At 56.4% G+C, this 23,620-nt stretch carries 21 protein-coding genes; 7 read left to right on the top strand and 14 right to left on the bottom strand.

Annotated elements, in window-relative coordinates:
* Positions 1 to 8: 8 nt before the first annotated feature.
* Together Q7U76_11135 and Q7U76_11140 are read right to left on the bottom strand one after the other, a co-directional pair.
* Complete coding sequence (locus tag Q7U76_11135; protein MDO8356932.1) at positions 9 to 899, bottom strand: alkaline phosphatase family protein; 891 nt, start codon at positions 897 to 899, stop codon at positions 9 to 11.
* A 97-nt stretch (positions 900 to 996) separates the two neighbouring features.
* Positions 997 to 1,311 (bottom strand): hypothetical protein, encoded by a 315-nt coding sequence (locus Q7U76_11140; GenBank protein ID MDO8356933.1) that lies wholly within the window; start codon positions 1,309 to 1,311, stop codon positions 997 to 999.
* 164 nt (positions 1,312 to 1,475) lie between these two features.
* Here Q7U76_11140 and Q7U76_11145 point away from each other — a divergent pair, with 164 nt between their 5' ends.
* Positions 1,476 to 2,705: a TIGR03862 family flavoprotein gene (locus tag Q7U76_11145; protein ID MDO8356934.1), complete on the top strand. Its 1,230-nt coding sequence runs from the start codon at positions 1,476 to 1,478 to the stop codon at positions 2,703 to 2,705.
* A gap of 67 nt (positions 2,706 to 2,772) precedes the next feature.
* Here the strand turns inward: Q7U76_11145 and Q7U76_11150 are convergent, their stop codons facing one another.
* From Q7U76_11150 to Q7U76_11170, 5 genes are all read right to left on the bottom strand, one after another.
* Positions 2,773 to 3,741, bottom strand: a complete 969-nt coding sequence (locus Q7U76_11150) for an acetyl-CoA carboxylase carboxyltransferase subunit alpha (GenBank protein MDO8356935.1) — start codon at positions 3,739 to 3,741, stop codon at positions 2,773 to 2,775.
* Between the two features lie 64 nt (positions 3,742 to 3,805).
* On the bottom strand, positions 3,806 to 7,267 hold the full coding sequence (dnaE, locus tag Q7U76_11155; GenBank protein MDO8356936.1) for a DNA polymerase III subunit alpha: 3,462 nt from the start codon (positions 7,265 to 7,267) through the stop codon (positions 3,806 to 3,808).
* 431 nt (positions 7,268 to 7,698) lie between these two features.
* Complete coding sequence (locus tag Q7U76_11160) at positions 7,699 to 8,373, bottom strand: hypothetical protein (GenBank protein MDO8356937.1); 675 nt, start codon at positions 8,371 to 8,373, stop codon at positions 7,699 to 7,701.
* Between the two features lie 301 nt (positions 8,374 to 8,674).
* Positions 8,675 to 9,925 (bottom strand): hypothetical protein, encoded by a 1,251-nt coding sequence (locus tag Q7U76_11165; GenBank protein MDO8356938.1) that lies wholly within the window; start codon positions 9,923 to 9,925, stop codon positions 8,675 to 8,677.
* Positions 9,922 to 10,782 (bottom strand): OmpA family protein, encoded by an 861-nt coding sequence (locus Q7U76_11170; protein ID MDO8356939.1) that lies wholly within the window; start codon positions 10,780 to 10,782, stop codon positions 9,922 to 9,924. Before Q7U76_11170 ends, Q7U76_11165 begins: the two co-directional genes overlap by 4 nt.
* Before the next feature lie 249 nt (positions 10,783 to 11,031).
* Between Q7U76_11170 and purH the strand changes: the two genes are divergently transcribed.
* The 4 genes from purH (at position 11,032) to Q7U76_11190 (ending at position 15,131) form a co-directional block, all read left to right on the top strand.
* Positions 11,032 to 12,585 (top strand): bifunctional phosphoribosylaminoimidazolecarboxamide formyltransferase/IMP cyclohydrolase, encoded by a 1,554-nt coding sequence (gene purH / locus Q7U76_11175; GenBank protein MDO8356940.1) that lies wholly within the window; start codon positions 11,032 to 11,034, stop codon positions 12,583 to 12,585.
* Positions 12,586 to 12,723: 138 nt separating this feature from the next.
* Positions 12,724 to 14,004: a phosphoribosylamine--glycine ligase gene (gene purD / locus Q7U76_11180; protein MDO8356941.1), complete on the top strand. Its 1,281-nt coding sequence runs from the start codon at positions 12,724 to 12,726 to the stop codon at positions 14,002 to 14,004.
* Complete coding sequence (locus tag Q7U76_11185) at positions 14,005 to 14,682, top strand: L-threonylcarbamoyladenylate synthase (protein ID MDO8356942.1); 678 nt, start codon at positions 14,005 to 14,007, stop codon at positions 14,680 to 14,682.
* A 38-nt stretch (positions 14,683 to 14,720) separates the two neighbouring features.
* A complete protein-coding gene (locus Q7U76_11190) occupies positions 14,721 to 15,131 on the top strand; it encodes a hypothetical protein (GenBank protein ID MDO8356943.1) in 411 nt (136 codons plus the stop codon).
* 19 nt (positions 15,132 to 15,150) lie between these two features.
* On the opposite strand, the gene Q7U76_11195 is transcribed toward Q7U76_11190, so the two are convergent.
* From Q7U76_11195 to Q7U76_11215, 5 genes are all read right to left on the bottom strand, one after another.
* On the bottom strand, positions 15,151 to 15,549 hold the full coding sequence (locus tag Q7U76_11195) for a zinc ribbon domain-containing protein (GenBank protein MDO8356944.1): 399 nt from the start codon (positions 15,547 to 15,549) through the stop codon (positions 15,151 to 15,153).
* Between the two features lie 77 nt (positions 15,550 to 15,626).
* A complete protein-coding gene (locus Q7U76_11200) occupies positions 15,627 to 16,820 on the bottom strand; it encodes a pyridoxal phosphate-dependent aminotransferase (protein MDO8356945.1) in 1,194 nt (397 codons plus the stop codon).
* The gene (gene coaD, locus Q7U76_11205; GenBank protein ID MDO8356946.1) at positions 16,817 to 17,305 is read right to left on the bottom strand and encodes a pantetheine-phosphate adenylyltransferase; all 489 of its coding nucleotides are present in this window, start codon (positions 17,303 to 17,305) and stop codon (positions 16,817 to 16,819) included. The genes Q7U76_11200 and coaD overlap by 4 nt, the downstream gene beginning before the upstream one ends.
* Entirely contained in the window at positions 17,302 to 17,883 is a 582-nt protein-coding gene (rsmD, locus tag Q7U76_11210) for a 16S rRNA (guanine(966)-N(2))-methyltransferase RsmD (GenBank protein ID MDO8356947.1), read from the bottom strand. Before rsmD ends, coaD begins: the two co-directional genes overlap by 4 nt.
* 299 nt (positions 17,884 to 18,182) lie before the next feature.
* Positions 18,183 to 18,359 (bottom strand): hypothetical protein, encoded by a 177-nt coding sequence (locus Q7U76_11215; GenBank protein ID MDO8356948.1) that lies wholly within the window; start codon positions 18,357 to 18,359, stop codon positions 18,183 to 18,185.
* Positions 18,360 to 18,539: 180 nt separating this feature from the next.
* Here Q7U76_11215 and radC point away from each other — a divergent pair, with 180 nt between their 5' ends.
* Both radC and fusA read left to right on the top strand, forming a co-directional pair.
* Complete coding sequence (gene radC / locus Q7U76_11220; GenBank protein MDO8356949.1) at positions 18,540 to 19,256, top strand: DNA repair protein RadC; 717 nt, start codon at positions 18,540 to 18,542, stop codon at positions 19,254 to 19,256.
* An 86-nt stretch (positions 19,257 to 19,342) separates the two neighbouring features.
* Complete coding sequence (gene fusA, locus Q7U76_11225; GenBank protein ID MDO8356950.1) at positions 19,343 to 21,442, top strand: elongation factor G; 2,100 nt, start codon at positions 19,343 to 19,345, stop codon at positions 21,440 to 21,442.
* Between the two features lie 4 nt (positions 21,443 to 21,446).
* Here the strand turns inward: fusA and Q7U76_11230 are convergent, their stop codons facing one another.
* On the bottom strand, positions 21,447 to 22,829 hold the full coding sequence (locus tag Q7U76_11230; GenBank protein MDO8356951.1) for a Do family serine endopeptidase: 1,383 nt from the start codon (positions 22,827 to 22,829) through the stop codon (positions 21,447 to 21,449).
* Positions 22,830 to 22,928: 99 nt separating this feature from the next.
* Positions 22,929 to 23,561, bottom strand: coding sequence for a TrkA C-terminal domain-containing protein (locus tag Q7U76_11235; GenBank protein MDO8356952.1), 633 nt, complete (start codon positions 23,559 to 23,561; stop codon positions 22,929 to 22,931).
* Positions 23,562 to 23,620 lie beyond the last annotated feature (59 nt).

Genomic DNA, 23,620 nt, shown 5'->3' on the forward strand with positions numbered 1-23,620 from the left:
GAAGACGGTCATGGACGGGGCTGGAGCTTCCAGATCGTTGTGATGGGGGCTACATCGGCGCTTGCACCGGAGTGGGATAGGCCGTAGAGGTCTTCGATCGTGCGCAAGACGTTGTGATGAGAGATCTTCTGGTCGTAGCGGCCGGCTTGGACCATGGGGCCGATGAAGAGGGTCACGATTCGATTGTTCTCGGTCTTATTGTCCTCGTCCCAGGTCACGATGAGCAGACTGTTGTGCTGCTGCGCCCATTGGACATAGGCCTTCAGGTGTCCTTGGAGCCAACGATCGCCGTTCTGAATCGCCTCGGGATTCTTTCCGTGGTGCATGTCGTTGATCTGGTTCGGCACGACGATGCTCACAGTAGGGAGTCTATTGAAATCTGCAGGAAAACTGGTCATCGGCAGATTGATCGTTGCGGGAAGTCCATTGGCTGGGCTGTCTTGCCAATTGATCCAGGGATTATGTTTGCGTGCATAGAGTCCTATGCTGCAGATGAGCGAACCGGCTTCCGGCAGGTCTTCGGAATAGCCGACGAACGTCAGCCCCGCTGACAACACTGCATGTCCGAGATTGGCAGTCGTGAAAGTCTGGGGGCAGGAGTTGTCGGAGATGCCTTGTGTCGATCCGGAAAACAGCGAGAGATAGTTCGGTTGGCTCGGGTAGGTAGCGCCAAAGGACTGCGTGAACAGCGCGCCCTGTGCTGCCAGCTCGTTGATGTACGGCGCATCGGGCGAACCAATAATCTGGCTATAAGAGTGATTCTCTTCAATCACCAGGACAATGTGATCGGGTCGGGGGAGATGAGGAACACCGCTGTTCAGCGTTGAGGCCGCAGAGAGGGCGCATGCGCCCATCGCAAGAGGCAGAGCGATGGATCCGAGGACAAGCTTCCAATACATAGGAGATATGTATCATTCCCTCACGTCCATTCGCCACTAGGAAGATGCGTTCGTGCGTGAACGTGCGGCCAGGTGCCTCATGTGGTGACGTGATGGTCTATTCCGGGCAATCGATGAGATAGCGTGGCACTGCTGGCGGGTCGGTGGCGATCTGTTGGGTGTGACAGGGAGGAATGTCTTCTTGCAGTCGCCTCAGGAGCCTGAGGACCTTCATGCTGGGAGGCACCTCGCAGACCCAGAGGTGGCCGCCGGACTCCAGTTCTTCCATGTGTCGTTGCACACGAAAATCTGGATGCTCCATGAAATAGGCAGACAAAAATCCACCGATCGCCTGGACCACCCAAGGGTGTGCCGTCACATACCGGTAACTCACTCGCAGTTCGACCACTTCTCCCGTAATCTGTTCATCCATCGGTTGAGTATAGCGGGTTGGAACGGTAAAACCCTAGCGTTTCTTCAGCTGGCGAAGCCTATACTTGACCCACCTCGCGCCTGCATGTAGGGTCCCGCGATGTGTTCATTCAGAACGCCGGATTGGCGGCACGAATCAGACAAGACACCATGATTGGAACAACGATGAAAATTGCCATTATTGGGGGTGGACCGGCTGGGCTCATGGCTGCGGAGGTGGCACGTGCCGCAGGGGTAGAGGTCGATCTCTATGACGCCATGGCGTCGGTCGGTCGAAAATTTCTCCTGGCTGGAAAAGGCGGCCTCAATCTCACGCATTCGGAGCCTTCTGAGAAATTTCTCTCACGCTATGGTGCGCGTCGAGCCCAGGTCGAGCCCTTGCTCGCGTCATTCGGGCCTGATGCCTTGCTGGCATGGGTTCGCGGTCTTGGCATCGAAACATTTGTGGGCTCATCGGGGCGAGTGTTCCCCAAGGATTTGAAGGCCGCGCCGTTGCTGCGTACATGGCTTCGCCGCTTGCGACAATCCGGTGTGCGATTCCATATGCGCCATCGGTGGTCCGGCTGGGATGCGCAGGGGGCTCCATGTTTTGTCACGCCAGAGGGAAACCGTTCTGTTCAAGCCGATGCCGTAGTATTAGCGCTCGGCGGCGGCAGTTGGCCGAAACTTGGCTCTGATGCGTCGTGGGTACCGTTGCTGGCAGGACGCGGCCTTCAGATCGCGCCCTTACAGCCAGCAAACTGCGGGTTTAACGTGGGCTGGAGCGAGCATTTCCGAACGAAGTTCGCCGGACAGCCGGTTAAATCGGTCGCGATTATCCTGCGGAGTGATGCCGGAGCCGAGTCCTGGCATCCAGGCGAGTTCGTCATCACGGAGACCGGTGTAGAGGGTGGCGTGATCTACTCAGTATCCGCCGCGCTGCGCGACGAGATTCTGGCGAAGGGCGTAGCGACATTGCGTCTCGATCTGGCGCCTGATCGCGACGTGCCGCGCCTGACACACGACTTATCGAGACCGCGTGGAAAACGCACGATGGCGACGCATCTTCAGCGACAGGCCCACATCGAAGGTGTGAAGGCAGGGCTGCTTCGTGAAGTGGTGTCGAAAGAGGATTTTGCAGATCCGGCTCGGCTGGCCGCCACGATCAAATCACTACCACTGCGCCTGGTGACTCCGCGTCCGTTAGAGGAAGCGATCAGCACGGCTGGTGGCGTTCCTTTCGAGGCACTCGACAGACGATTGATGATCCGCAAGCTTCCAGGGACTTTTTGCGCGGGAGAGATGCTGGATTGGGAGGCGCCGACCGGAGGCTATCTCTTGACCGCCTGTTTCGCCACGGGTCAGGCGGCCGGTGCCGGAGCTGTGGCATGGCTCAATAATCGCGGGGAAGGCTGAAGGGGGTAAGGCCGAAGTATTCAGAACTCCGACCTTCAGCCTTCAGAATTTAATCGTCTCATTCGGCTTATTGGGGTGTGGCGGCCAGCCCGCTGACGGCTCCGATGGAGCGGTACTTCCGATCTCGCTGATTCAATAATTCAGGGATGGAGAGTTCGGAAAGTTGGGAGAGTTGGTTCGTGAGCGATTTGGCGACTCGTTCGGTGATGGCACCGGGGTCGCGATGGGCGCCACCAAGCGGTTCAGGAATCACTTCATCGACAATGTGGAGATCAACGAGGTCTTTCGCTGTCATCTTCAGGGCAGAGGCCGCATCGGGAATTTTCGCCGGATCATCCCAGAGAATGGCGGCACAGCCTTCCGGTGAAATGACGGAATAGACACCATGCTCCAGCATGAGGACGCGGTCTGAAACGCCCAATGCGAGTGCGCCGCCGCTGCCGCCTTCACCGATGACGATGGATACGATCGGGACGGAGAGCCTGGACATCACATAAATATTGCGGGCGATCGCTTCTGCCTGGCCGCGTTCTTCTGCACCAATGCCGGGGTAGGCGCCTGGTGTGTCGATAAAGGTCACGATCGGACGCCCGAACTTTTCGGCCATCCGCATGAGGCGCAGGGCCTTTCGATAGCCTTCCGGGTTCGGCATGCCAAAGTTTCGCTGCATCCGTTCTTTCAGGGTCTTCCCTTTTTGATGGCCGATGACCATGATCGACCGGTCGTTGAATCGGGCAAAGCCTCCGACGATGGCGCGATCGTCGCCAAACGAGCGGTCCCCATGGAACTCAAGGAAATCTCTGAAGAGCGCACTGATGTAATCGAGGGTGCTGGGCCGTTGCGGATGGCGGGCGAGCTGTGTGCGCTGCCAGGGTGTCAACTTGTTGTAGAGGTCATGTTCGACCTGGGCCAGCTTCATCCGCAGCTTGCGGATTTCATCCTGGGAGTTGGACTTGCCGGGAGGAGCAGCCGCGAGTTTTTCGATCTTTTCTTCGATCTCGCGAATCGGCTTTTCAAACTCGAGATAGTCGCGCATGGGGCGTGGGGGGCTCTAGAGGGTACTCATGGAGCTGGTTTAGCTCCATCCCGAAAACTACGCACTACGATAGCAGAAAAATGGCTCCTTTGCCTAGCACTTCTTCAACATCGGCCACAAACCGTTCACTGGGGGTGATCGTCAGATTCGGGAGGGGGGCGGTCACGGCTTCCTGTGATGCATCCATCCGTAACGTAAGGGAAATGGTCGTATTGCCTGGGTGGCGCTGAAAGATCTCGCGGAGGCGCGGCAACTGTTCCGTCACGTCCGGGTGATCGATCAATCGAATATGGACACGTTTGATCGCCTGCGCCTGAACTTCGGCGAGTGGCTCGATCTTGCTCCCTCGAATCTTCGTGCCTTTATCCCCCCGATCCACCGTGCCCGTGATGCGCACCAGCCGTTCCACGACGATGAGCTCAGCGGCATTCTTGTAGAGATCGGGAAAGATGATGATTTCCACCACGCCCAGGAGGTCTTCCAGGGTGAGGTAGGCCATCTTGTCGCCCTTTTTGGTCAGCATGCTTTTGACGGTCGTAATGATGCCGCAAAGTTTGACCTCTCGCCCGTCCGACGATTCCGGCAAGCTGATGGTCGTGGCGGTCGAGAGCGCTTTCATGGTGGCTTCATAACGAGCCAGCGGATGAGACGAGATGTAGAAGCCGGTCAGTTCCCGCTCATGTTTCAGTCGCTCGTTTTGGTCCCATTCTGGAATGTTGGGCAGCGGCGGCGCGGCCAACTGCTCGGACGAATCCTGTCCACCCAGCTCATCGCCGAAAATATTCGTCTGTCCCAGATCCCGTTCGCGCTGCGCGGACGCTCCGTCTTCGACGGCCTGATCCAGGACTGCCGCCAGTTGAGAGCGTTTCGCACCGGTCGAATCGAACGCGCCGGTCTTGATCAGCCCTTCGAGCATGCGCTTATTGACCTTGTGCAGATCGACTCGCCGACAAAATTCGAAGAAGGATTTAAATGGGCCACTAGTATTCCGGATCTCGATGATCGATTCGACGGCGCCTTCGCCGACATTCTTGATGGCCGCCAGGCCGAACCGGATGGCCTGCTCCACCACGGTAAAATTTTTATGGCTTTGGTTGACGTCGGGAGGCAAGACCTTGATGTTGAGGTCTCGACATTCCGTGAAGTAGCCCACGATCTTGTCGGCGTTCCCCATGTCGGTCGTCATCAGGGCGGCCATGAACTCGGTCGGGTAATGGGCTTTGAGATAACCTGTCTGATAACACACGACGGCATAGGCCGCCGCATGCGACTTGTTGAACCCGTAGCCTGCAAACTTCTGGATCAGTTCGTAGAGTTTTTCCGCCTTCTTATCGGGAATCTTGTTCGTCTTGGCGCCGGCCAGGAACTGCGCGCGCAACTTCTCCATCTCCTCCGGCTTCTTTTTACCCATCGCGCGCCGGAGAATGTCGGCTTGGCCAAGCGAGAAGCCTGCCACCTTGTTGGCGATCGCCATCACCTGCTCCTGATAGACGATGACCCCGTAGGTGTCCTTCAGGATCGGTTCGAGCTCAGGCGTTTCGTAGGTGATGGGGATCTTGCCCTGTTTTCGTTTAATGAAATCGGGGATCAGATCCATTGGGCCAGGGCGGTAGAGCGCGATAATAGCGATGATGTCCTCGAAACGGTCTGGTTTCAGGCCGGTCAGGAGGTCGCGCATGCCCGAGCTTTCTAACTGGAAGAGGCCGATGGTTTTGCCGGACGAGAGGAGGGCAAAGGTCTTGGGATCGTCGAACGGCACCTGCTCCATAACCAACGGAGGAGCGCCGGGACGTCCCGCATTGATCAGATCCTCAGCGCGTTTGATCATGGTGAGGGTTTTGAGGCCCAGAAAGTCAAATTTGACGAGCCCGATCTTTTCGACGTCGCCCATCGAATATTGGGTGACGACTTCGTCGTTGGATCCTTTGTAGAGCGGCACATGGTCCGTGAGCGGCCCTTCGGAAATCACCACGCCGGCTGCGTGGGTCGAGGCATGGCGGGCCAGTCCTTCGAGGGAGCGGGCAATGCCCATCAGCTCTTTGACGCGCGCATCGGTATCGACGAGCTCTTGCAGCTTCGGTTCCTGGTCGAGCGCCTGCTGAAGCGTGATGTTGAGCTGGTTCGGGACGAGCTTGGCCACGCGATCGACTTCGGCATAGGGAATTTCCAGCACGCGGCCCACGTCGCGGATGGCGGCTTTCGCTCCGAGCGTGCCGAACGTAATGATCTGGGCCACATGGTCTTTGCCGTACTTATCGACCACGTAGTTGATCACCTCGTTACGGCGATCCATGCAGAAGTCCATGTCGATATCGGGGAGGGACACACGTTCCGGATTCAGGAACCGTTCGAATAGGAGCGTGTAGACGAGGGGATCGAGATCCGTGATACGAAGCGCATAGGCGACGAGACTTCCGGCGGCGGAGCCTCGGCCCGGTCCAACCGGAATGTGGCGCGAGCGGGCAAACTTGATGATGTCCCACACGATCAGAAAATAACCGGCGAACCCCATCGAACAGATGATGGTGATTTCCTCTCGCAGGCGCAGCTCGTAGGCGGCCGGCAGGATTTGGCTCGGCCGTTCTTTCAATCTCGCTGCGAGTCCGGCCTGCGCCAGGCTTTCCAGATAGGTCTCCCGCGTGAAGCCTTCCGGCACTTTGTATTGCGGAAGATAGGTCTTGTTGAGCGTCAGTTGGAGGTCGCAGTTGTCCGCAATCCGGCAGGTATTGTTGACGGCTTCGGGGAACTCAATAAAGGCAGCCGTGACCTCGTCCGTCGATTTCACATAGAGCTGATCCGTATCGAACTTCATGCGATTCGGGTCGCTGATCGTCTTGCCCGTTTGCAGGCAGAGCATGAGCTCGTGCGGACGGAAGTCTTCTTTCTTGAGGTAATGGCAATCGTTGGTGCCGACCAGGGGGATATCCATCTTCTTGGACATCTCAAGCAGGCCACTATTGGCGACTCGCTGGTGATCGAGCCCGTTCGCCTGTACTTCCAGGTAGAAATGTTCCTTCCCGAATATTTCCTGAAACTCGCCTGCCACTGCCATGGCACCAGCCATGTCTTTCTGGCCGATGAGATAGGGAATCTCGCCGCTTAAGCAGCCGGAGAGGGCAATTAGCCCCTCATGGTGCTCTTTTAGAATTTCCTTATCCATCCGCGGCTTATAGTAGAACCCTTCAAGGTATGCCTTACTGACGAGCTTGATCAGATTCTGATAGCCGGTCAGGTTTCGAGCCAGGAGGATGAGGTGATAGTAGTCGTTGTGGGCGAGACCGCTGTCTTTGGCAGCCAAGCGACTGCCAGGCGCCATGTAGGCTTCGCAGCCGATGATGGGTTTGATGCCGGCTTCTTTGGCTTTACGGTAGAACTCGATGGCCCCGAACATGTTGCCATGGTCGGTCATGGCCACGGCCGGCTGATTAAACGATTTGATCTGCTGGACGAGCGGCTCGATTTGATTCGCGCCGTCCAGGAGACTGAACTGGGTATGGAGATGGAGATGAACGAATTGCGATGCCACGAACAGATTGTAGGGAAGGGGGAGAGATGAAGTCAAACAAGAGGGGGAGGGCAGCCTAGTCGTCCTCCTGCTCGCGGAACGCGCACGATCAGAATGTGCTCGTTCGACGCGCGCAATCGAGGATCGACCAGGTTACCCTCCTGTGAAGCGAGGGGAGATGCGTGGAAGAACAGGGGAGGGCGAGGTCATTGAGGGTTATATCCTGTGCTCGCGCAACACGCGGCTTCAGAAGACCCTCGCTGGACACGCGCAGTGGAAACAACCACGGCTCCGTCTGATATCTGGCCAACCTGAGGTTCACAAACTCGGCTCAGACCAATCTGACCAGACCCACGCAGAGCTAACCCAAGGAAAAACTGACGAATCGGAAGAGCTATCCCTGTGATGGATTGGCATAGCTTTGCCTGTTCCGGTAGCAGAGTGGTAGCAAATCAAGGTTTCTTGTACAGATTCTCAAATGCACGATCAACGAGACCTCCAAAATGAATAACCCTTAGTTTAATCTGTCCGTATGTTTCTTCCGTTGGGAAAATCCCATCGTCACAATGGATCTTCCAAAGGAGAGTATATTCACCAGGGTCGGCTTGCAGTATAAGTTGACCTATTCGTATTGATTCATACTTGTATATGGGGTTCGAGATGAAGTTTCCATAGACGACATACTCTTGCTCTCCAATCATGACCTCATCTTGCTTACTTAGATTGTCAATATAGGACTCGGAGGAAGGTCGCCTAAATGCTTGTGGTATGAAGACGGTATTTCGATAATCGCGAATTGTTTGTTCGCCCACATTTTTGACGCAAAAACGCAACGCCTCAAACGTTGGACTGGTGATTACAGGCGAGCCGTTTTCGTCAGCTCCTTCAAGATATAACCGGAGAGCTGGAGTCGGTGCGAAGGGCGAAACTGGTTTCGGGTGGAAGGGCTCAAAAATAACCGACGCATCTTTAAGTACTACTTGGCCTCGCAGAACCAGTTTGTCGGGAGCGTCAAATTGTCGAATCTGGACCGGTTCAAGAACGAAATGGGCGTGATCGCGAATGGCGTTCAAAAATTCAAATCCCTTCTTGTCCGCTGTCTCACTGCGAAGAATCCACTGGTTCATATCAGATTCCCATGAACCATTTGCGGAGTCTCGCCTGGGAGGTGGGACAAATTGAAAGGTACGACCGATATTTTTCCTAAGTTCATCTCGGTTCATTGTGGGGGAAACATAGCAGGCCGCCCATTTACAGTCCATAACCGGCGGTTTCATTAATTTGATGACGAGTAAAACGCATTTAAAATAGAGACGCTACAAGCGCTGCTACCACAATGATACTAAGCAAATGAGGGGGCCTGTGGGTGATGCTAGGGAGGTGTGACCGGCGTTGCTTGTGAAAACGTTTCATGTGTGCCCTGGCGCGTCAGAGACCCTTGCCGTATTTTTGCTCGTGGAGTTTTTTGGCGCGGGCGATCCATTGATCGCGTGTGATGCGTTCGGGAAGGGTTTCGAGTTGGTCTGCAATCTGTTTCAGGTTCGTGGCGTCCCACTGCGCGATCTGACGGAAGGTCACAATGCCCATGTTGTTGAGGGCTCGTTCGAAGGCCGGTCCGATGCCGCGAATTTCCGAGAGGTCGTCTTTCTCCGGCGAGCCCGAGGGGGCTGGCGGGACGATCTGTAGCGTCAGTTGATCGCCGGCCGGCTGGATCGGGCGTGGCGCGACGCCGCCGTCTGTGCGAATCCTGAGCGCGGCCCGGACTTCGACGAGTCGCTTCCGGAGGCTGCTGATTTCTTCTTCTTGTTCGTTCACCATTTTCGCCTGGCCCGCGAGCGCTCGCTGGACGGACTCGACGGAGTCGATGCGTTGCTGCAAGGCCGCGATGTGATCGTCCTTTTCTTTTAGTCGTTGCTCGTGAGCGAGCCGCTCTGCCTGAAGTTCATCGACGTCTCTTCCGGTGTGCTGCAATGGCGCCCTGTCGGGTTGATGGAGCTGTTCAAGTTCGCCGATGCGGCGGTCCCGCTCTGCCAATTGTCGCTCGATGTCATGAAGTGCGGTTCGGTGCTGCGTCTCCCGTTCACTCAGTTGCACTTCGAGCCAATGGACGCGTCCTTGTGCCGGCTCCAATTCCTGGATTCGTGCCTGGAGTCGGTCGGTCTCTGAAGGGCGCTGTTCCAAGGCCGCGATGCGTTCGTGCAAGGGCGACAGTTCTTCTGCCTTACGCGCCAGGGCCTGTTGTGTCAGTTCGAGCGCGGCATGGGATTGCAGAAGTGCTTCTGCTTGCACAACGGTTGCGGCTTCGCTGTCCTTGACCTGCGAACGAAATACGGCCAATTCGGATTCCATGTCTGACCGATGCTGTGCGGCTACGCGGAGTTCTTCTTGCGCGGCATGGAGCCGCGCGGTGCATGAGGCGAGCTCCTGTTGCGCCGATCGCGCGAGTGCGTCCGACGAGGTGAACTTATTTTCATAGAGTTGGGCGGTCGAGGCTGTGGCCTCGAACTCAAGCTGAGCCAATTCCAGCGCCTGCTCTTTGACCTGCACGGCATTGAGAAGGTCCGAGAGCTGTTGTTTCAGCTCGTTCACCGACAGACGCTGTAAGAGCCAGACAGTGACCCCGCCGATGCCCGCGGCGACGAGGAGGCATCCCAGCATTTGGCCGAGGAGCATGATCATAGGTCGGACTGTCCTTTCACGCGTAACTCGATACGACGGTTGCGTTGGAAGCCGGCCCTGGTCTGCGCCACTGACAGCGGTCGTGAGGCGCCATACCCGACAGCCGTGAGCTGGTTGGTGAGACCGTGGCTGATAAAGTAGTGCCGCACGGCATCGGCGCGGCGGCGGCTGAGCTGCACGTTATAGTCTGACGCGCCATACTTGTCGGTATGACCTCCGATCTCGATGATGGCACGAGGGGCCGTACGCAAAATACTGATCAATCGGTCCAATGTGGCACGACTCCGTGGAGGCATCACGGTCGTATTGGAATCGAACTCAATGGAGGCGCGCGACAGAATCTCGTTCAATTTCTGTTGCAGTACGGGCGGGGCAGGGGGAAGTGGCGCTGCGAGGATATGATCCTCCAGCGCAAGTCCTGTTTGCGCAAAGGGAGCCATGTCACGCAACACGATGGCTTTAGTCTGCTCACTGTCGACCCGTCCGCTGAGAACAATCGAGCGCCCGTCGATGATGATCGAGCCATGTTCTGTCATCTGTCCTAAGACGGGAAGGATCTGGGAAATAGGGCCGGTCCAAGCGGCTGGCCCCACGTTCGGATCCACCGCCAATTGATCGACCACGCGACCAGATTGCGCGCCATAAAGCTCTTGGGCTCGTTGAAGGATGACGGTTTTACTGGTCTGACTGGGAAGCGAACCACGAAGAGTCAGGATGCCCTGCTCCAACCGCGCATGCAACGTTGCGGGAGAGAGGGGGGCCGTTGCGGCTGGCGGCGTCAGGTGGCGCGGCAGGCAGAGCATAGCAAGGAGCCCGAGTGCAACGGCACCTGCGGCTAGGATCACTGCACGCATCATGAATCAACTCTTGGGCTGTAGGTAGCTGGCGGGACTCGTGAACTTACCATACTGAGTGGGCGCATGCCAGGCAGGATTTGTGTGGCGGCTTCGTCTCACTCTGCTGGGTAGTGCAGGGACGAGCAGCGACGTATTGCTCTTCGATGCCTGGGGCTCCATTCCTCTTGTAAGGCGGGTATTCATTTGTTATTCTTCGCTCCGCCTTCCGATTTACGTCATTTCTATTGATCGTTTTCTAAGGAGAGATCTATGGCCGGCATTAAGCGGGCACTCATCAGCGTATCAGACAAAACCGGTGTGGTGGAGATGGCCAAGGGCCTTGCAGCGTTAGGTGCCGAGATCCTCTCAACCGGAGGAACGGCCAAGGCGTTGCGAGAGGCTGGCGTGAAAGTGACGGATGTGGCGGCCTACACCGGCTCACCGGAGATTCTCGACGGCCGTGTCAAAACATTGCACCCCAAGATTCATGGCGGGTTACTCGGCCGGCGTTCGGTGCCGGCCCATGTCGAGCAGATGGAGCAGCATGGAATCGGCCCCATCGACGTTGTCGTGGTCAACCTCTACCCGTTCGAGGCGACAATTGCGAAGCCGAACTGTCCCTTCGAAGAGGCCATTGAGAATATCGATATCGGCGGGCCGTCGATGCTGCGCTCTGCGGCCAAGAACCATGAAGATGTACTGGTCGTCGTAGACCCGGACGACTATCAGCGCGTGCTCGAGGCGGCGAAAGCCGGAACGGTATCCCACGAGTTGCGGCGCGAATTGGCGATGAAGGTATTTCAACATACGGCGCGTTACGACAGTCTGATCGCAGGATATCTGGAGAAACAGGTACAGGGCAGCGAGGTCAAATTTCCAAAAATATTGTCCTTGCAGTTCGAGCGGGCAGAGATGCTGCGTTACGGGGAGAACCCGCATCAGCAAGGCGCGTTCTACCGAGAGCTCCATTCGGTCGAGCCATCGGTGTCCCGGGGAACGATCCTGCATGGCAAGGCGATGTCGTATAACAATTTCCTCGACGCCAATTCGGCGCTCGAGCTGGCGAAAGAATACGACGAGATCGCCGTGGCCATTATCAAACATAACAATCCCTGCGGTGTGGCCTTGGGTGCGACGCCCGTCGAGGCTTATGTCAAAGCCCGTGAGACCGACCCCATCTCGGCGTTCGGCGGCGTGATTGCATTCAATCGCCCCGTGGATCTGGCCGCCGCGAAGGAAATTACGTCCACGTTTGTGGAAGTGGTCATCGCACCGGGATTTGCAGCGGATGCCCTGGCAGAACTCAAGCGCAAGAAGGATCTGCGGTTGCTCGATGTCGGGCCGCTCACGAAAGTGAAGCAAGAGGGCTTCGATCTCAAGAAGTTGGTCGGTGGCTTGATCGTGCAGGATCGGGATCTCGGCGTCTTAACCGATCTCAGAGCACTGAGCGTCCCGACCCAACGCAAACCGACGGATGAGGAATATGCGGCCTGTGCGTTTGCCTGGAAGGTCTGCAAACATGTGAAGTCGAACGCGATCATCTATGCAAAGCCGGGGCAGACCGTGGGGATCGGGGCTGGTCAGATGAGCCGGGTCGACTCCGTGAAGTTGGCCGTGATGAAAGCGCAGATGCCGATCAAGGGGTGCGTGATGGCCTCGGACGCGTTCTTCCCGTTCCGGGATGGACTCGATGCCGCTGCGCAAGCGGGGATTACGGCGGTCATTCAGCCGGGCGGCTCGATTCGCGATGCCGAAATCGTCAAAGCCGCGGATGAGCAGGGATTGGCGATGATTATGACGGCCATGCGCCACTTCCGTCATTGACGGATGCTGACGTGCGAACAGTGATGCGTCATCCGTTGAACCAAGACGTCGAGGACGTCTTCGCCGCCACCGTTATCACGCTGTCTTCATCTCCAATCCATCACCCATCACCCATCACGGATTACTAAAGGCCTGGGCATGAAGATTCTTGTCATCGGGAGCGGGGGTCGTGAGCATGCCATGGTCTGGAAGCTCGCACAAAGTCCCCGCAAGCCTCAGCTCTATTGTGCGCCGGGCAATGCAGGGATCGAATCCCTCGCGACCTGTGTGCCAATCAAAGCCGACGATATCGCCGGGCTGAAAACATTCGTACAATCTGAACAGATCGATCTGACGGTCGTGGGGCCGGAAGCTCCGCTTGCGTTGGGCCTTGTCGACGAATTTCGCAAATCCAAACTCAAAGTATTCGGACCGACCAAGGGCGCTGCGCGGATCGAGGCCAGCAAAGTCTTCTCCAAAGAAATCATGACCAGCGCGAAGATCCTCACGGCCAAGGCGCAAAGTTTCGACCAGGTCGCTCCGGCCTTCGCCTATCTCGATCAACATGAGCTTCCCGTCGTCGTGAAGGCCGATGGCCTGGCGCAGGGGAAGGGCGTGGTAGTGGCGACCACCCATGAGGAGGCCAAGCAGGCCGTTCGCGACTCACTGGAGCATGCGGTATTCGGTCAGGCCGGTCAGCGCGTGTTGATCGAGCAGTTTCTTGACGGTGAGGAACTGACGATCATGGCCTTCACAGACGGCCGGACGGTGGTCCCGATGCTGCCGGCGCAAGATCATAAACGAGTCGGGGATGGCGATACGGGACCGAATACCGGAGGCATGGGCGCGTACTGTCCTGCGCCGCTCGGCACCATGGCGCTGCGCGAGCAGGTCACGAAGCAGGTTCTCTATCCCGCGATCGAAGCCTTATCTCGGATGGGCTGTCCGTTTCAAGGCGTGTTATATGCCGGGCTCATGGTGGTGAAGGGGATCCCATACGTCTTGGAGTTTAATGCCAGGATGGGGGATCCAGAAACGCAGGTCGTGCTTCCGTTGCTCAAGACTGATTTGCTAGAGGTGATTGAGGCCGTGGTGGAACATCGGCTCGATCAGCTCACCGTGGATTGGCATGACGAGACGGCAGTCTGCGTCGTGATGACGTCTGACGGCTATCCCGCTGTCTATCAAACCGGCCGACCGATTCATGGATTGCCCGCCACATTGGATGCGACAACTATGGTGTTTCATGCCGGAACGGCACGAAGGAATGCTGATGTCGTCACGGCTGGAGGACGGGTGCTGGGCATTACTGGATGCGGAAGGACTCTGGCCGACGCGCAAGCGGAGGCCTATCGCGTGACCAGGTCGATTGCATTTGAGGGCGCGCACTATCGGACGGATATTGCGCATCGTGCGTTCGCCCGCCGCGCGTCACGCTGAATGGGACTGATGGTTCCTGCCATGGGAGCGATCGATTACTACGATGCCGCCACCGTTCCGGTGCTGGCAGATCGAATGCGTCGCCTGTTGGGACAGAGCGGATTGCTTGCCTTGCCGACGGAAAGTTTCTACGGGCTTGCGGTCGCCCCCTTCGACGAACAGGCGCTTGCCAAATTATGGCAGGTCAAGGGTCGGTCTGATGGAAAACCGATTTTACTCTTGATCGGAGAGCGGTCTCAGTTAGAACCTTTTGTGCAACGTGTTCCCCCGGCGGCCACCGTCTTGATGAATGCGTTCTGGCCCGGACCTCTCACGATCGTGTTTCCTGCAGCCGTGGGGCTTTCCGATATGGTCACGGCAGGAACCGGCTCCGTCGGCATCCGTCAGAGTGCATGGCAACCGCTGGCCGAGCTCTTGTGTCGAGTCGGGCCTGTGACAGGCACCAGTGCAAATCGTGAAGGATTGGCGCCTTGCTGCACTGCCGAAGACGTCCAACACAACCTAGGAGATGCGGTCGATCTGATCGTCGATGCGGGACCGACCCCGGGCGGGAGACCATCCACCGTGATCGATGTACAAGGCCCGATCCGCATTGTTCGTGAGGGAGCCATTACACGAGAGATTATCGTGCGCCAGTTGGCGTCTCATGGTATGTATCTCGACGGGGAGAGTCGGTGAAGTTCGTCGTAGCAGTTCACACTGAAAGGAGCCTGCAGATGGGTCACATATTGATGGTGCGAAACGTGGTGGCGGTGACCGCCATCACATTGTTTTCAATCGGTCTGTCCGGGTGCGATTACTGGCCCCCGGCCCTCCAAACACAAATCGAGCAAATCCGCTCAGAGCTGCAGAGTGCGACAGTGGAAAAGACACAGCTCCAAAACCAACTCGCCTCAATGACGAAGGTGAGAGACGATTTGCAGGCACAAGTGGACGACCTCTCGCGGCAGAACCGCGACAAGTCTTCGATGATCAGCGGCCTTCAGAATAGTTTGGCGGCTGCACAGGAACGGCTGGCGAAGTCATCAAAGTCCGCAGCCCCGAAGGCGGCTGCAGCCAAGACATCATCGAAGGTCGCACCGAAGGCTCCGGCGAAAAAGAAAACAACGGTCAAGGCCACACACTAGCCTCGCTCGTCTCCGCTGCCTACTTGGCAGCGGAAGACGATGGCGTGCTCGTGGCTGTGCTCGTTGAAGTTGTTGATGCCGTGCTAGAAGGGGTGCTTGCCGGCGCGGCCGCTGGGGCAGGTGCCGGAGTAGCAGGAGCTGTGCTTGGGGCCGTCGATGGTTCGGATGTGTTCGCCGCGACTTCTTTTTTCTCCCCGGTCTTGGGTACCGGTGCTTCGCTTCCTGAGGAGGGTTTCATTTTATCGGAGTAGTCCGTCACGTACCATCCGCTGCCCTTGAACATGATGGCGGGCGATGAAATCAGTCGCTGCACGTGTTTTCCGCACTTCTGACAGGTGGTCAGAGCGTCGTCCTTCATGCTTTGCTTCACTTCAAACCGATCCGCGCAGCCATCACACTGATATTCGTAAATTGGCACGATTCATTTCCTCCTGCTAGAACAACAATCCGATGAGATCACGTTGAGGGGCCCTCATGCTGAGGGAGGCTCCCTGGCTAGGTGAGCTGTTTGAATGCCGCGTCGAGACGATCCATGCCCTTGAGAATCGTCTCCATGCTGGTCGCATACGACAGTCGAATATGCTGGGTACTTCCGAACGGCTCACCGGGAACCACGGCGACCTTGAATTCCTGCAACAAATAGTTAGCCAGATCGGTCGGAGTGGAGAGGACTCCGCTTGGACTCCGCTTTCCGAGTAGTCCGCTCACATTGGGGAATGCATAAAATGCTCCGCTGGGCATGCTGCAACGAACGCCAGGCATGGCATTGAGGCGCTCGACGATCACACGCCGTCGCCGATCGAACTCTGTCACCATTTTTTTCGTGAAGGCATCGCCATCGCGTAAGGCCACGACGGCGGCTTTCTGTGAAATCGAGCAGGGGTTGGAGGTACTTTGGCTTTGAATGTTCGCCATGGCGTTGAGAAGCTCTTTAGGACCCGCGGCATAGCCGATCCGCCAGCCGGTCATGGCATAGGCCTTCGACACACCGTTGATCACGACGGTGCGGGCGGCGACTTCCGGTCCAAGGGCTGCGATGCTCGTGTGTGTCGCTCCATCGTAGAGGACCTTCTCGTAGATCTCGTCGGAAATCAGCAGAAGATCACGGCGTACGGCCAGCTCGGCAAGCCGTTCAAGCGTCGCTCGATTATAGGTTGCGCCGGTTGGATTGCATGGACTGTTGACGATAATCGCTTTGGTCCGTGGTGTGACCAGCCGTTCCAATTCCTGCGCGTCAATGGCGTAGCCATCCTCTTCACGGGTCTGCAAGAACACCGGCGTGGCATCGTTCAGCAGAGTTTGGTCGGCATAGGAGACCCAATAGGGAACGGGAATGATGAGTTCATCGCCTGCTTCCAGAAGGGCTTCGGCAAGGTTGTAGAGTGAATGTTTGGCTCCGCAGGAGACCAATACTTGAGACTTCTCGTACCGGAGTCCTTGCTCAGCTTGCAACTTGTCGATAATCGCTTGGCGCAGTTCATCAATGCCGGACGAGGGCGTGTACTTGGTAAACCCTGCACGAATTGCGGCTTCGGCCGCGGCTTTTACCGGTTCTGGCGTGTCAAAGTCCGGCTCTCCTGATGAAAAATCGGCCATGTCGATTCCACGCGCAGCCATCGCCTTCGCGGTTGCGGCCAGGGCCAAAGTGGGAGAGGGCGTAATTCGCCCCACACGTGCAGCAAGCTTCATGATTTTAAACTCCTGATTCGTTCCTGCAGCTGACGTGCAACTTCAGGATGCAGAAACTCCGTGAGCGGCCCGCCGTGAGTTGCCACGTCTTTGATAATGGTTGACGATAAATAAGAATATTCTTCGCTGGGCATGAGAAACACCGTCTCAACCTGCTTGGCGATTTTTCGATTGATGAGGGCCATCTGAAATTCATGCTCGAAGTCCGAGATGGCCCGCAATCCACGGATAATGGCATGAGCGCCATATCGCAGAACATAGTCCACCAGCAGGCCATCGAAGTGGGTCACTTCGACCTGCTTCATATCTCTCGTCACGATCCGGATCATGTCCAGCCGTTCGGCCAGGGTGAAGAGCGGGTGCTTGGCTGGATTCGGCGCGACGGCGACCACGACGGTATCAAAGACCTTCAAGCTTCGGGTGATGATGTCGGTATGCCCATGGGTAATGGGATCAAAGGTTCCTGGATAGATGCCAATTTTCATAATACAGACGACTCGGTCGATGCTGAAGGAGAGATCCCATATAAATAGAGTGCGGTGTCGCCATACACATACCGTCGAACAAGCTCCGCGTGATCGAGCGATGCAGGTAATGGCGTACGCGACTCATGTTCTATCATCATCGTGGCTTCTTCCGACAACAGCCCGGGTTTCCAGGCATGGGTCAGGATTTCAAACTCATCCAGAGCCGCATAGGGCGGATCTGCAAAGAGGACGTCATAGGGGCCATGCCACCAATCTTGCCGCGCGAGAAAGGTCGCGGTCCGCTCCACACAGACGTGAGCTCGGTCAAGAAGCTGACAAGTCTGAAGGTTTTTCCGTAACAGTTGCACAGCCTTAGGGTCTGACTCCACAAACGTGACGGTTGCAGCTCCTCGGCTTAGCGCTTCAATCCCGACGGCTCCCGTACCCGCATACAAATCGAGAAAACGGCTTCCCTGCACCTGGGCCCCTAGAATAGAAAAAAGAGCCCCGCGAACCTTATCCGATGTGGGACGGAGTGCAGTCCCCGCTGGCCCACTCAAGCGTCGACCTCGGTGGGTTCCGGCAATGATACGCATAATTTCAGGTGAGAGTCATTGTAGAAGCAGATGAATGTAACATAGCGTTTTTGAAGGGGTCAAGGTGAGTACTGCGGGAGCAATACGAGAGACTTACAAGGAGGAAATGGCGTGAAACGTCTCGTGAGCGATCTGTGAGAAATGGAAGTATTTTGACGACTTTTACGTCGATGGGTATACTGGATGGCGGTTCTGTGGCGGCACGGAAACGTGCCAGGGCACATTATGGTGGCGATATTGGATCAATATCTGCGGCAACCAAAAATGGTCGAGCCATCTGCGTGCCAATCTCGTTGATCTTAGCGAGTCTCCACAGTCGTTTGCGGTACCTGAGCGGCCAAACTCTTCCGTCGATTATTTGAAATGGTGCGATCGATGATCGCGCCGCAGTTGATACATTTCCAGGCATAAAATATTAAAAAGAAGTCGGAGAACCGCTCCAACATCATGAGACCTTTACACTTTGGACATTCCATCGAATCCTCCCCGGTGTGATGTGTACCGCTGTAGGCTTGACAAAGCAAGTACTACACCAATTTGTCACTGTACGTAATTTCAACAGGTTAGGGGCTACGTATTTGTCACGAAGGGGACACTGAGCAGTACTAGCCGGTACAAAAACGTTCGGCCTGTCACTTTTTGTCCAAGGAGGATGAATGGCCAGCAAGAAAGCAGGGCATGGCATCACTCAATGGCCCGAAACGGAGCGACCCCGTGAACGATTATTAGCTCAAGGTCCACAGATACTGACCGACGCCCAACTATTAGCCATCCTTCTTCGAGTTGGTCGTCATGGGTCTTCAGCCGTGCATGTTGGGATGGAAATCCTTGATCGGCTCGGAGGTATGGCTGGACTGGCACAATGTGGAATCGAAGAGCTCTGCGCGATTCCCGGTGTTGGAGAAGCAAAAGCGGCTCAATTAAAAGCCGCGCTGGAGCTGGGAAAACGTGCCCTTGCTGGTCCCCTCACAAAAGGGACCAAGATTACATCCAGTCGCGACCTCTTCAACCATTACCATCCCACCTTGCGTGATCTGCGTCACGAAATCTTCAAAGTGGTCTTACTCGATGCCAAACATGCCATCTTGCGTGATGCGACGGTCTCGACCGGTAGCTTGACCCTCAGCATCGTCCATCCACGAGAAGTCTTCACCCTCGCGGTCAAAGAATCTGCAGCAGCAGTCATATTCCTTCATAACCATCCCAGTGGTGATCCAACGCCAAGCCAGGAAGATCGAGTTCTGACGGCGCGATTAGTATCGGCAGGGGATCTTCTTGGCATTCGGGTTCTTGACCATCTCGTCGTCGGCGATGGACGTTATGTCAGCTTTGCCGATCAAGGTTGGCTGACAGACCATTGTGCCGACGCATGAGCGAAAAGGGAGTTATAGTGATGTAACCAGACCATTTCATGTCCGGAAGAATACGACCGTCTTCCGGTATTTCAAAGGAGGGCCCCATGAGCGAGCGACGCAGGGAGTCACTCAGAAATGTTGTCCTGATCTCGAGTTCCGGTGCCGGGAAGACCTCGCTGGCTGAGGCCATGCTCTTTGCCACCGGCGCAGTGCCTCACCTCGGGTCTATCGCACAAGGCACGACCGTCTCGGATTTCGAGCCGGAAGAATTACGCCGGCGCAGTTCCGTCAGTACCAGTCTCCTCCGTTGTTCCTGGAATCACACCACCATCAATTTGATCGATCCTCCCGGCCTGCTGAATATGCCAGGGGAAACAGCCCTGGCATTACGAGCGGCGGATGCTGTGATTCTGGTGGTATGCGCTTCGTCGGGGATTCGGAACGACCTCATCAGAGTCTGGTCACGCGTCACTGCCCTCGGCTTGCCCTGCATTCTATTCCTCAACGAAATGGATAAAGACGATGCCTCCCTCGATGGGATTGTCACGATGTGTCAGCGCGATCTTGGGATTGTGCCATTGCCGATGTCTTTGCCTTATGGTCGTGGTGCTCAGCTAGAGGGGGTAATGGATCTCCCTCAAGAGCGCGTCATCACTTCGGGCACAGAGATACCCACGATCCAACAGCTGGCAATACCTGAACAGGTAAGGACCGTGGTGAAGGACGCACGGAAGCGTATTCAGGAGGCGGTAGCCGAACGTGACGATCGATTGCTGGAACAGTATCTCGCTGAGGAGGAGCTGACGCAGGAGGACCTCATGAATGGACTTCGCCTCGGCGTCCAGACAGGCACGATTGTCCCGCTCTATAGCGGTTCCGCAATTAAGAATATCGGGATCGTTCCGCTCCTGAACGGGATCGTCGATTTTCTGCCTTCGCCAATGGACCGGGCGTCAAACGTTCCACTGGAAGGGCTGCATCCTGATACAGGCGAGAGGGTGAGTCGCCGTGCCGTTTACGAAGACCCCTTTTCCGGGATCGTCTTCAAGACATTGATAGACCCGTTCATCGGTAGACTGTCTTATCTGCGGATCTTGTCGGGAGCTCTTCACGCAGACTCGCCCGTCTTCAATAGCTCTCGGAGCAGCAAAGAGAAAAGCGGACATCTGTACTGGGTGTTGGGAAAAAAACATACGGTCGTGCCTTCGGCCGGAGCAGGGGAGATCGTGGCCGTTGGAAAACTCAAGGATACACAAACCGGAGACACGCTCTGCGACGAACAGGCGCTCATCTGTTATCCGAAGACGGTACTTCCGAAACCTGTGCTCTCCTTTGCGATCGAGCCGAAGTCGAACGCCGACATCGAAAAAATCAGTCTCGGGCTGCATAAGTTGATCGAAGAAGATCCGATGCTTGAATTTTCCCGACATGCCGACACGAAAGAAATGGTCTTAAGCGGGATGGGCCAAGTACACATCGATCTCGCGCTCGAAAAACTGCACCGCAAATACGGTGCGGAGGTGACCATCCACGTGCCAAAAATTCCCTATAGGGAAACCATTCGCACGACGTCACAGGCCCAGGGCAAATATAAGAAACAAACCGGAGGACATGGCCAGTATGCAGATTGCTGGCTGGAACTTTCGCCTCTGGCGCGAGGGGAAGGCTTCAAGTTTGAGAGCAAGGTCATAGGTGGAGCGATCCCACTAAATTTTATTCCGGCTGTGGAGAAAGGGGCGGTCGAAGCCATGCACCATGGGAGCCTTGCGGGGTTTCCTCTCGTCGATTGCCACGTAGCCGTGTACGATGGGTCGTACCATCCCGTGGATTCATCAGAGATGGCGTTTAAGATCGCCGCGTCAATGGGGTTTAAAAAGGCTGCCGAATCGGCTCATCCGGTTTTGTTGGAGCCGATGATGACGGTGGAAGTCGAGGCACCGGCGGATCACATCGGTAGCGTGATCGGGGACTTGAATGCGCGCCGAGGGCGCATTCTCCACGTCGAGGCACGAGACCAGACAGAGCAGATCACGGCTCTTGTCCCAATGGCGGAGCTGCTGACGTACTCCACGGCCTTGAACTCACTCACAGCGGGACGGGGCAGTTATGCAATGGAATTCGCGCGGTACGACGAAGTGCCTCACGAGCTCGCGGTTCGAATCATTGAGGCGCAGAAAGCGGAAACTCACGCGGCCGCGCAGTAATCGATCAGGGATCGGTCGATTTGAGCACCACATAGAAGGCGCGGCTCTCTCGCAGCATGCGGAGCAGGACGGTTTCGCCGCGGCGCACTTTAGAGACCGCACTACTGAATTCTCCGACCGATCCCACATCGATACGGTTCACTTCCTTGATGAGATCCCCCTCGTGGAGCCCTTCCGATTGGGCGATACTACCAGGCTCCACTTTCGCAATCAGCACCCCACGGCTTTCCCGCAGCTTGAATTTATCGGCAAGGCTCGGTGTGAGATCTTGCACATCGAGGCCTAACTTGACGTCGGCACGGGTTTGAGGAAGCGACGTCGTGACCGCGTGGTCTCGCCGTTCAATGAGGGCGACGTCCAGGACCAGCCGCTGTTGATCGCGGACGATTTCAACCTTCGCCGTGGCGCCCGGGAGCAATCCTGCCACGACGCGCGAGAGCCGGCTCGGCGTATCGATCAAGGTGCCGTCGATGCGAGTCAGGATATCGCCTGGTTTGATGCCTGCTGCGGCAGCCGGATCCTTCTCGAAGACTTCGTTGACCAACACCCCTTCGCCTTCGTTCACGCCGAACTTGCGGGCCAACTCCACCGTGAGCGGTTGGATGCCGACGCCTAACCAGCCTCGTGTGACCCGCCCTTGAGTCACTAATTGTTCCATCACTTGCTTCGCCATGTTCGAGGGAATCGCGAAGCCGATCCCTTGGGCGAAGTTAATGATGGCGGTATTGATGCCGATGATTTCACCGCGCAGATTGAACAACGGACCGCCCGAGTTGCCGGGATTGATCGACGCATCCGTCTGGATGAAGTTTTCATAACGCGAGAGATTGATGTTCTCCCGCCCGATCCCACTGACCACGCCAAGGGTGACAGTCCGATCGAGTCCGAACGGGTTCCCGACAGCAAGGACCCATTGGCCAACACGCACAGCCGACGAGTCCCCGAACCTCGCACTGGGGAGGGGATGGGTGGCGGTCACTTTCAGAACGGCCAAGTCTGTATCCAAATCCTTACCAACGACCTGCGCAATCAACTTGGTGGTATCGGAAAAACGGACCTCAATTTCCGTCGCATCGCCGATGACATGGCTATTCGTAATGATGTGCCCTTCTGGATCGATGATGACACCGGATCCCGATCCCGATGCATTCGGCACACGCTCTTGCGGCAATTCTCGGCCACGTCCAGCTCCGGACAAGGGAATGAGGTTGACCACTGAGGGTTTGGCCGATTCGGCCAGATCGGTAAAGACGGTTTGAATTTCTTCGAGTAGGCGGAGGCCAGGAGAATCAGTGGACTTTGGCGCGACGGACTCAGCGGCGAAGGCAGAATGGAGATCAAGCCAGGCTAAAAATACAAGGCAGATGAAGATGAGTCGTACACGCATGATCCTGCACCTCTCCTTTCAGAGATTGTACATGAGGAAGCCGGAGAAGCCTACTCGCTCAGTATGATTCACGCCGGCACAGAGGAAGGTAGCGTCGACTTACGCCGATTGTGCATGTCGAGCTGGAGTAAACGATGAAGCCACTTTGGCGAGATCTCCCTGCAGCCCGATTATGACCAGGACATCATTGACGCGAAGGATGAGGGCATCGTCTGGCGGTACGAGAAATGGGCCGCGAAGGACCGTGACCAGACGAATCGATAGCGGAAGCGCCATCTCGGCGAGAGTCTTTCCGATGACTGGTGATCCCTGGACCACAGGGAACCGTTCAATGGCCGCAGTACGAAGACTCAGGTCTTGTTGCAGAGTCAGAAGTTCATGGTGGATCGTTTCCTGTTTGAGCTCACGGATACGACTGTCGACGCCAAGCAACGTTCGTTTAAGCTGCTGAATGCGCTCGCCAGCCTGACTCAGGAGACGCTCCAGTTGATCGGATGGGAGGGTTGACTCATGGCTAAAGGGAGGTCGTCTAGCACAGAGCGTCGCAATCTGATATCCGAGCTCACCGTGAACCTGTTCGATTTGGCTCAGCAAGCTCGAGGCCTGGCTGTGCAAGCGGAGTACTTGCACCTTGCGGTTGACTCGCTCAGCAATCGCCAACACGGTTTCATAGATGGCGCTACTGGTGATCGACAGTTCTTGTTGAATACGGCCAAGCAGTTCAAGCGACATTCTTGGATATCTCTTACGTCTGATAAGAACTATTATGTAAACTCGTAACGAAGGGAGAC

Source organism: Nitrospirota bacterium (assembly GCA_030645475.1).
GTDB lineage: Bacteria > Nitrospirota > Nitrospiria > Nitrospirales > Nitrospiraceae > Palsa-1315.